The 8,757-nt window shown below is 67.8% G+C and carries 9 protein-coding genes and 1 pseudogene; 9 read left to right on the forward strand and 1 reads right to left on the reverse strand.

The window, feature by feature from the left end:
- Positions 1–333, forward strand: a pseudogene (locus VOI19_RS08515) (50S ribosomal protein L1); the annotation flags it as partial.
- 67 nt (positions 334–400) lie between these two features.
- On the opposite strand, the gene VOI19_RS08520 reads toward VOI19_RS08515, so the two are convergent.
- Positions 401–1,705, reverse strand: a complete 1,305-nt coding sequence (locus VOI19_RS08520; protein ID WP_323792535.1) for an aminotransferase class I/II-fold pyridoxal phosphate-dependent enzyme — start codon at positions 1,703–1,705, stop codon at positions 401–403.
- 50 nt (positions 1,706–1,755) lie between these two features.
- On the opposite strand from VOI19_RS08520, the gene VOI19_RS08525 reads away from it, so the two are divergent.
- From VOI19_RS08525 to VOI19_RS08560, 8 genes are all read left to right on the forward strand, one after another.
- Complete coding sequence (locus VOI19_RS08525; RefSeq protein ID WP_323792536.1) at positions 1,756–2,814, forward strand: SAM-dependent methyltransferase; 1,059 nt, start codon at positions 1,756–1,758, stop codon at positions 2,812–2,814.
- 240 nt (positions 2,815–3,054) lie between these two features.
- On the forward strand, positions 3,055–3,714 hold the full coding sequence (gene rplJ, locus VOI19_RS08530) for a 50S ribosomal protein L10 (RefSeq protein ID WP_323792537.1): 660 nt from the start codon (positions 3,055–3,057) through the stop codon (positions 3,712–3,714).
- A 78-nt stretch (positions 3,715–3,792) separates the two neighbouring features.
- Positions 3,793–4,182: a 50S ribosomal protein L7/L12 gene (rplL, locus tag VOI19_RS08535; RefSeq protein ID WP_323792538.1), complete on the forward strand. Its 390-nt coding sequence runs from the start codon at positions 3,793–3,795 to the stop codon at positions 4,180–4,182.
- Between the two features lie 287 nt (positions 4,183–4,469).
- Positions 4,470–5,423: an ABC transporter ATP-binding protein gene (locus VOI19_RS08540; RefSeq protein ID WP_323792539.1), complete on the forward strand. Its 954-nt coding sequence runs from the start codon at positions 4,470–4,472 to the stop codon at positions 5,421–5,423.
- Between the two features lie 17 nt (positions 5,424–5,440).
- Positions 5,441–6,220: an ABC transporter permease gene (locus VOI19_RS08545; RefSeq protein ID WP_323792543.1), complete on the forward strand. Its 780-nt coding sequence runs from the start codon at positions 5,441–5,443 to the stop codon at positions 6,218–6,220.
- A gap of 4 nt (positions 6,221–6,224) precedes the next feature.
- Positions 6,225–7,052, forward strand: coding sequence for an ABC transporter permease (locus VOI19_RS08550; RefSeq protein WP_323792540.1), 828 nt, complete (start codon positions 6,225–6,227; stop codon positions 7,050–7,052).
- Between the two features lies 1 nt (position 7,053).
- Complete coding sequence (locus VOI19_RS08555; protein ID WP_323792541.1) at positions 7,054–8,358, forward strand: MCE family protein; 1,305 nt, start codon at positions 7,054–7,056, stop codon at positions 8,356–8,358.
- The coding region (locus tag VOI19_RS08560; RefSeq protein WP_323792542.1) for an MlaD family protein at positions 8,355–8,757 on the forward strand (403 nt) is incomplete at its 3' end. The genes VOI19_RS08555 and VOI19_RS08560, both read left to right, overlap by 4 nt.

Genomic DNA, 8,757 nt, shown 5'->3' on the forward strand with positions numbered 1-8,757 from the left:
GGCCCCCGTGGCCTCATGCCGAACCCGAAGACCGGCACCGTGACGCCCGACCCGGCCAAGGCCGTGACGGACATCAAGGGTGGAAAGATCGAGTTCCGCGTCGACCGCCACGCCAACCTGCACTTCATCATCGGCAAGGCGTCCTTCACCGAGGCCGCGCTGGCCGAGAACTACGCCGCCGCCCTCGAGGAGGTGCTGCGTCTCAAGCCGGCCAGCTCCAAGGGCCGCTACCTCAAGAAGGTCACGTTCTCGACGACCATGGGCCCCGGCGTCCAGGTCGACCCGAACCGCACCCGCAACGTCACGGGCGAGGACGACGCCGACCAGGGCTGATCTCCCGCTTGCAACAACAAAGGCCCGCCACCCCTCAGGGGTGGCGGGCCTTTGTCGTACGTCGGGCTCAGGAAGACATCGACTCTGCTGCCGCGAGCGCCACGCAGGTGGCGACACCGGCCATCGCGGTCTCGACCTCCTCGAGTGCCGGGAAAGTCGGCGCGAGACGGATGTTGCGGTCGCGGGGGTCCTGGCCGTGCGGGTACGACGCGCCGGCCGGCGTCAGCGCGATGCCGGCCTCCTTGGCCAGGGCGACGACGCGCGAGGCGGTGCCGTCGAGCACGTCGAGGTTCACGAAGTAGCCGCCCGTCGGCTGGGTCCACTCGGCCACGTCGAGACCACCCAGGACGCCGGTCAGCGCAGCGTCGACGGCGTCGAACTTGGGCGCGATGATCTCGCGGTGCTTGCGCATGTGCTCGCGCACGCCGTCGGCGGAGCCGAAGAACTCGACGTGACGCAGGTGGTTGATCTTGTCGGGCCCGATGGAGGCCATCGCGAGGTGCTTGAGGTACCACGCCTTGTTGGCTGCCGAGGCCGCGAGCACCGAGACCCCGGACCCGGCGAAGGTGATCTTGGAGGTCGAGGCGAACATGATCGGGCGCTCGGGGTTGCCGGACGCCGCAGCGAGGCTGAGGGCGTCGGCGCTCTTGACCTCGATGTCTGTCAGGTGGTGCACGGCGTAGGCGTTGTCCCAGAAGACCCGGAAGTCGGGCGCTGCGGTCGGCATCGACATCAGCGCGGCTGCGACCTCCTGCGAGCACACGGCGCCCGAGGGGTTGGCGTAGGTCGGCACGATCCAGAGGCCCTTGATGCTGGGGTCGTCCTTGACGAGGGCGGCGACGGCGTCGACGTCCGGGCCGTCGGCGTGCATGTCGACGGTGACCATCTCGATGCCGAAGTCGGCCAGCATCGAGAAGTGGCGGTCGTAGCCCGGGACGGGGCAGATGAACTTCACGACCGGCTCGTCCTTCCACGGGCGATCCGAGCCGGGACCGCCGTGCAGGAGCAGGTCGACGAGCACCTGGTGCATGAGCGTCAGGCTGGAGTTGCCTCCGCAGACGACCTGGTCGGTCTCGACCCCGAGCAGGTCGGCGAAGATCTCGCGCAGCTCGGTGAGGCCTTCGAGCCCGCCGTAGTTGCGGACGTCGGTGCCGGCCCGGTCCTTGGTCGACGTGGGCAGCGACAGCAGGGCATTCGACAGGTCGAGCTGAGCGCTCGACGGCTTCCCCCGGGTGAGGTCGAGGGAGAGACCGCGCGCCTTGAGTGCGGCGTACTCCTCCTCCTTGGCCGTGCGGAAGTCCGCGAGCTCCTCGGGGGAGAGGTCGCTGAGCGGGCGGTGCGGTGCGGAAGCGGGCGTCTGCGGTGTGGTCACCCGACGATCCTCCCAAACAGGTCCAGCCGGGCGGAACCTAGGATGCCGACGTGGTCGCCACCTCCTGGGCCCTGCTGGTCCGTCCCTCCGCCAATCGCGTGTACTCCGCCGCCGCTCCGCACCTGACGGAGTCCGAGACCGCGGTCCTGAACGCCTGTGTGCTGGGCCATCGGCTCAGCGACCTGACCACCGAGACCCTGGGTGGCGTCGACTACCTGACCTTCACCAGCGAGGGGGAGCTCACCGAGCGCGAGATCGCCCACCTCTCCACGCTCTCGGGTGCCTTCGCGCTCTTCCGGCGCAGCGGCACGAGTCTCGAGCCCGTCGAGCTCGACGGGCTCCAGCACCTCGACGAGGACCTGCTCACGATCCAGAAGTACGTCGGCAAGACCAACGAGCTCTTCACCCGGCTGCTGCTCAACGTCACTGTCTGGGCATCGGGTGTCGGGGGAGACCTGGTGGCCGGTGCGAGCCGGGAGCGGCCGATCCGTGTGCTGGACCCGCTGTGCGGGCGCGGCTCCACGCTCCACCAGGCCCTCGTCTACGGGTGCGACGCCGACGGCCTCGACGTCGATGCCAAGAGCTTCGACGCCCACGAGGCGTTCCTGAAGACCTGGCTGCGGCGCAAGCGCCTCAAGCACGAGGCGGAGGTCATCCCGGTCCGGCGCGAGGGCGAGCGGATCGGACGGCGCCTCGAGGTGAAGGTCGGCGCCGACAAGGAGGCCTGGAAGGCCGGCGACGTTCGCCGGCTCGGTTTCGTGCACGCCGACACGACCCGCGCTGCGGAGTTCTTCCGGCCGGCGTCCTTCGATGCGCTCGTCGCGGATGCGCCGTACGGCGTGCAGCACGGCGCGCGGGCCGAGGGACGGCTCGACCGCAGCCCGCTGGCGCTCCTCGAGGCCGCGCTGCCCGGCTGGGTCCCGTTGCTGCGCCCGGGTGCAGCGCTCGGGATCTCGTGGAACACCCACGTGGCCGAACGAGCCCAGGCCGTGCGACTCCTCGAGGAGGCCGGGCTCGAGCCCCTGGACGACGGCCCGTGGCGCGGGTTCCTGCACCGCGTCGACCAGGCCATCGAGCGCGACATCGTGGTGGCCCGACGACCCGCGTGAGCCCGATTTGGCGTGGCCGCGCGCAGCGCCGTACAGTTCTGCTCGAAACCAGAGACCGCCGGTTGTCACGCTGTGCATGCAGCGCGACCGAAGGTGCCGCAGAGATGTGGACGGCCCGCGTAGGATTTCAGAGCAGGAGACGCAGAGATGCTGATCCACCACACGCCCTGAGCCTGCGCTCAGGGCGTTCGTCATTTCTCCGCTCACCGGGCGACGGTCTCCCAGTCCGGAAGGAGACCCATGGCGCGGGCAGACAGGCAAGCCGCCGTCGAGGAGATCGTTGAGCTTTTCAACGTCGCCGACGGCGCAGTGCTGACCGACTACCGCGGCCTCACCGTCAAGGAGCTGCAGGATCTGCGCCGCTCCCTGGGGGCTGACGCCAACTACGCCGTGGTCAAGAACACGCTGGCCAAGATCGCCGCCAACCAGGTGGGCATCTCCGGCTTCGACGACCTCTTGGTCGGCCCCACCGCTATCGCCTTCATCAACGGCGACGTGGTCGAGGCTGCCAAGGGTCTGCGTGACTTTGCCAAGGCAAACCCCGCCCTGATCATCAAGGGCGGTGTCCTGGACGGCAACATCCTCGACGCGAAGGAGATCGCCAAGCTGGCCGATCTCGAGTCGCGCGAGGTCCTGTTGGGCAAGCTGGCCGGTGCGTTGCTCGCATCGCTCAGCCAGGCCGTCTACCTCTTCAACGCCCCGCTCTCCCAGGCTGCCCGGCTCGCCGGCGCCTTGGAGGCCAAGGCAACCGAAGACCCCTCGATCCTCGCAGGTGGTGCTGGTACTCCGGCCCCCACCGAGGAGGCCCCGGCCGCTGCCGAGGAGACCACGGAGGAGACCCCCGACACGGAGGTCGCCGACGAGGCTCCCGAGGCTGCAGCCGAGTCCACCGACGCCTGATCCCAGGCTGAACACCACCACCTGAAACCCGGTCCTGGCGCACACGCGTCCGGGACCAACGAAAGAAAGGTTCGCATCATGGCGAAGCTCAGCACCGACGAGCTCCTTGAGGCCTTCAAGGAGATGACCCTGATCGAGCTCTCGGAGTTCGTGAAGCAGTTCGAGGAGACCTTCGGCGTCACCGCCGCTGCCCCCGTTGCCGTGGCTGCTGCCCCGGCCGCCGGTGGCGCCGGTGGCGGCGAGGAGGCCGCTGCCCAGGACGAGTTCGACGTCGTCCTCGAGGCCGCTGGTGACAAGAAGATCAACGTCATCAAGGAGGTGCGCGCCCTCACCTCGCTCGGCCTGAAGGAGGCCAAGGAGCTCGTTGAGGCCGCCCCCAAGGCTGTCCTGGAGAAGGTCGACAAGGCGACGGCCGACAAGGCCAAGGAGGCGCTCGAGGGCGCCGGCGCCAGCGTCTCCCTCAAGTGATTCACCGGCGCTGACGGATAGGACTTCGTCCTACTCGGACGTGCCACCACGCAGCGGCCGTTCCCGGATCCCCGGGGGCGGCCGCTTCGTCGTATCCGCACGTCACAGGTGGGTATCGCCATCTGGCGTTGTCGTGACGCAGGGCACCTTTCCGCGTAACCTCAGCGTGTCGGCAGCGTTGTTACTCATGGGTGTAGTGCTGTGGGCCGCCATGCTCCCCGACGTCCCCCACGTCGGGGCTACGAGCAGGCGCCGAAAAAGAGATCCGGGCCGAGAAAAGGACTGACATGGGTGTAGAGATCAAGGTGGACGGTCTCACCAAGAGCTTCGGCAAGAGCCTGATCTGGGCCGATGTCTCCTTGACGATCCCCGCCGGCGAGATCTGCGTGATGCTCGGGCCGTCCGGAACCGGCAAGTCGGTCTTCCTCAAGACCCTCATCGGCCTGCTGAAGCCCGACACCGGCTCCATCGTCATCGAGGGCACCGACATCGCCTCCTGCTCGGAGAAGGACCTCTACGAGATCCGCAAGCTCTTCGGGGTGCTGTTCCAGGACGGCGCCATGTTCGGCTCGATGAACCTCTACGACAACATCGCGTTCCCGTTGCGCGAGCACACCAAGAAGTCCGAGTCGCAGATCCGCGAGGTCGTCCTCGAGAAGATGGACCTCGTCGGCCTCCTCGGCACCGAGGACAAGCTGCCCGGTGAGATCTCGGGCGGAATGCGCAAGCGCGCCGGCATCGCCCGCGGCCTGGTGCTCGACCCGGAGATCGTGCTCTTCGACGAGCCCGACTCGGGTCTCGACCCGGTTCGCACCGCGTTCCTCAACCAGCTGATCGTCGACCTCAACGCCCAGATCGACGCGACGTTCCTCATCGTCACCCACGACATCAACACCGCCCGCACGGTGCCCGACAACATCGGCCTGCTCTACCACAAGCACCTGGCGATGTTCGGGCCCCGCGAGATGCTCCTGAGCTCCGAGGAGCCCGTGGTGCGTCAGTTCCTCAACGCCCAGCGCGTCGGGCCGATCGGCATGTCGGAGGAGAAGGACGCCGACGAGCTCGAGGCCGAGAAGGACCAGGACCTGCCGCCGCTGCCGCCGATCCCGATGCAGATCGAGCCCTCGAGCGGCATCCCGCGCCGTAGCCAGCGCGAGCCGGGCGGGTGGTGCCGTGACAACGGCGTCACGCCTCCTCCGGGCTCGTTCGAGGCCAACGTCAACATGACGACGAAGATCTAGGGCCGCCTCACGTGTCAATGATCACGAACTCCAGGGTGCTCAAGCCCATCGGGACCGCAGGCTCGCTCTTCGCCTTCGCTCTCGATGTGCTCCGCGCGCTCTTCCGGAGGCCGTTCCAGCTGCGAGAGTTCATCCAGCAGGCCTGGTTCATCGCCTCGGTGACCATCATCCCGACCGCTCTGGTCGCGATCCCCTTCGGCGCCGTCATCGCGCTCCAGGTCGGCGGCCTGATCAAGCAGTTCGGTGCCCAGTCGTTCACCGGCTCGGCCTCGGTCCTCGCGGTGGTCCAGCAGGCCGGCCCGATCGCCACGGCGCTGCTGATCGCCGGAGCCGGTGGCTCGGCGATCGCCGCCGACCTCGGCTCTCGCAAGATCCGTGAAGAGCTCGACGCGATGATGGTGCTCGGTATCGACCCGATCCAGCGTCTCGTCGTGCCTCGGGTGCTCGCCGCCATGCTGGTGGCGTTCTTCCTCAACGGTCTGGTGACCGTCGTCGGGGTCGCGGGAGGCTACGTCTTCAACGTCATCCTCCAGGACGGCACCCCCGGCGCCTACCTGGCCAGCTTCACCGCCCTCGCCCAGCTGCCCGACCTGTACGTCGGTCTGATCAAGGCCGTGATCTTCGGTCTGATCGCCGCGATCGTGGCCAGCTACAAGGGCATCAACGCCGGTGGCGGGCCCAAGGGCGTGGGCGACGCGGTCAACGAGTCGGTGGTCATCACCTTCCTGCTGCTCTTCGTCGTGAACTTCGTGATCAGCACGATCTACCTCCAACTCGTCCCACCGAAGGGGGGCTAGCGCCATGGCGAACGTCAAGGACGTCTACCAGGTGCCGCTGAAGTCCCTCGACGGCATGGGGGAGCAGCTGCACTTCTACATCAACGTGCTGCGGGCGATCCCGCGCTCGGTGAAGCGCTACCCCAAGGAGATCGCCAGGATCCTGGCCGAGGTGACCCTCGGCTCGGGCTCGCTCGCGGTCATCGGCGGCACGGTCGGCGTCATCCTCGGTCTCACCTTCTTCACCGGCGCCCAGGTCGGGCTCTCGGGCTACGCTGCCCTCAACCAGCTGGGCACGGCCGCGTTCTCGGGCTTCGTCTCCGCCTACTTCAACACGCGTGAGATCGCGCCGTTGGTCGCAGGCATCGCCCTCGCTGCGACGGTGGGCTGCGGGTTCACCGCCCAGCTCGGCGCGATGCGGATCTCCGAGGAGATCGACGCCCTCGAGGTCATGGCGATCCCGTCGATGCCGTTCCTCGTCGCCACCCGCGTGGTCGGCGGCCTGATCGCCATCATCCCGCTGTACGTCGTGGGTCTGCTGTCGTCCTACTTCGCCAGTCGCCTCGTCGTGACTCAGTTCTACGGCCAGAGCTCCGGCACCTACGACCACTACTTCAACCAGTTCCTCCCACCCGGCGACGTACTCTGGTCGTTCGGCAAGGTGCTGGTCTTCGACGTCGTCGTGATCCTCATCCACTGCTACTACGGGTTCAACGCCAGCGGCGGTCCCGCCGGCGTGGGCGTGGCCGTGGGTCGCGCCGTCCGGACGAGCATCGTGGCCATCAACGTCATCGACCTGTTCCTGTCGATGGCCATCTGGGGCACCACCACCACCGTGAGATTGGCGGGTTGACATGCTGAATCGCATCCTGGCCATGCACAAGGTCCTGGGCGTCGCCTTCCTGGCGCTCCTGCTCTTCTCGGTCTACGCGACCTACGCGATCTTCACCAAGGCCTACGTCAACTACGACGAGGTCACCCTGCGCACGTCCAACATCGGTCTCCAGCTGCCGGCACGTGCCGACATCAAGATCCGTGGCGTGATCGTGGGCGAGGTGCTCGACTACGAGGCCGACTCCGCCGGGGGAGCCGAGGTCACCCTCGGTCTCTACCAGGACAAGGTCGACATGATCCCCAAGGACGTCAGCGGCTCGGTGCTGCCCAAGACGCTCTTCGGCGAGAAGTACGTCTCCCTGATCCCGCCGTCCGACTGGGACCAGGCCAACGACCCGCACATCGAGGCCGGTGACGTCATCGACCGCACCCGGGTCAGCACCGAGGTCGAGCAGGTCCTCTCCGACCTGCTCCCGCTCCTCGAAACCGTGCAGCCGGCCAAGATCTCGATGACCTTGAACGCCATCTCGAGCGCGCTCGAGGGTCGCGGTGACCAGCTCGGCGAGACCCTGGAGACCTTCGACTCCTACCTCAAGCGCATCAACCCCGAGATCCCGCTGCTGATCGAGGACCTCCGGAAGACCGGCGAGGTCGGCGAGATCTACGCCGACGTACTGCCTCAGATCGGCGACATCCTCGACGACACGGTGCTCACGATGGGCACGCTCGAGAGCCGCGAGCAGAAGCTCCAGGCACTCTTCGTCGACGTGGCCGGCTTCAGCGACAGCCTGCGCACGTTCCTCGCCGACAACGAGGACAACCTCGTGCGCGTCGGTGAGGTCAGCGCAGCCCAGCTGCGGGTGCTCTCGCGCTACTCGACGGAGTTCCCGTGCCTGGCCGGCGGCATCGTCGCGGCCGGTGAGCTGCAGGCCGAGGCCTTCCGCAACTTCACCCTGCACATCGTGCTCGAGACGCTGCCGCGCCAGCCACGTGCCTACACCGTCAACGACGTCCCGCGGATCGCCGAGGACCGAGGCCCCAACTGCCTCACCCTCCCGAACCCTCCGTGGGACCAGGAGAACCCCGTGAAGCGTCAGCCCGACATGGACGACGGCGTCGATGAGCCGACCGGCAAGGGCACCAGCCGCGTGGGCACGTCCTACGCCTTCCGTGACGGCCTCGGCTTCATGGGCGGCGAGTCCGAGTCCTCGCTCTACAAGAGCCTGATCGCCCCCGGCATGGGCATCAGCGCTGACGAGGTGGGCGACCTGGGTCCGCTCCTCGTCGGACCGATGGCCCGCGGAGCGACGGTGAGTCTGCGATGAAGCTGCTCGACAAGAAGACCAGCGCCGACCTGACCAAGCTGCTCATCTTCATCGTGGTCACCACCCTGGCGACGGGAGTGCTGGTCGTGACGATCGGCAACCTGTCTTTCCAGGGGAGCAAGGACTACAAGGCCGTCTTCGCCGACGTGACCGGCATGAACAAGGGCGACGACGTCCGCATCGCCGGCGTCAAGGTCGGCACGGTCAACAGCATCGAGGTGCTCAACCCCGATGCTCCCGAGTACGCCGCCGAGCTCGGTGACTCCGGCGTGGCGCTCAGCTCGGCCCCCGCCGCCCCGGGCGATCCGGCCACGGCCGCCCTGGTGACCTTCTCGGTGCAGAACGGCACGGCGCTCAACGAGTCGACCAACGCCACGATCCGCTACCGGCACCTCGTGG

Origin of the sequence: Nocardioides sp., from assembly GCF_034670285.1 — a bacterium.
Lineage (GTDB): Bacteria > Actinomycetota > Actinomycetes > Propionibacteriales > Nocardioidaceae > Nocardioides.

Bases quoted from the DNA above. Each gene is read 5' to 3' on its own strand.
- VOI19_RS08550 (WP_323792540.1), top strand. From the start codon at position 6,225: ATGGCGAACGTCAAGGACGTCTACCAGGTGCCGCTGAAGTCCCTCGAC.
- VOI19_RS08555 (WP_323792541.1), top strand. From the start codon at position 7,054: ATGCTGAATCGCATCCTGGCCATGCACAAGGTCCTGGGCGTCGCCTTC.
- VOI19_RS08545 (WP_323792543.1), top strand. From the start codon at position 5,441: ATGATCACGAACTCCAGGGTGCTCAAGCCCATCGGGACCGCAGGCTCG.
- rplJ (WP_323792537.1), top strand. From the start codon at position 3,055: ATGGCGCGGGCAGACAGGCAAGCCGCCGTCGAGGAGATCGTTGAGCTT.
- rplL (WP_323792538.1), top strand. From the start codon at position 3,793: ATGGCGAAGCTCAGCACCGACGAGCTCCTTGAGGCCTTCAAGGAGATG.
- VOI19_RS08540 (WP_323792539.1), top strand. From the start codon at position 4,470: ATGGGTGTAGAGATCAAGGTGGACGGTCTCACCAAGAGCTTCGGCAAG.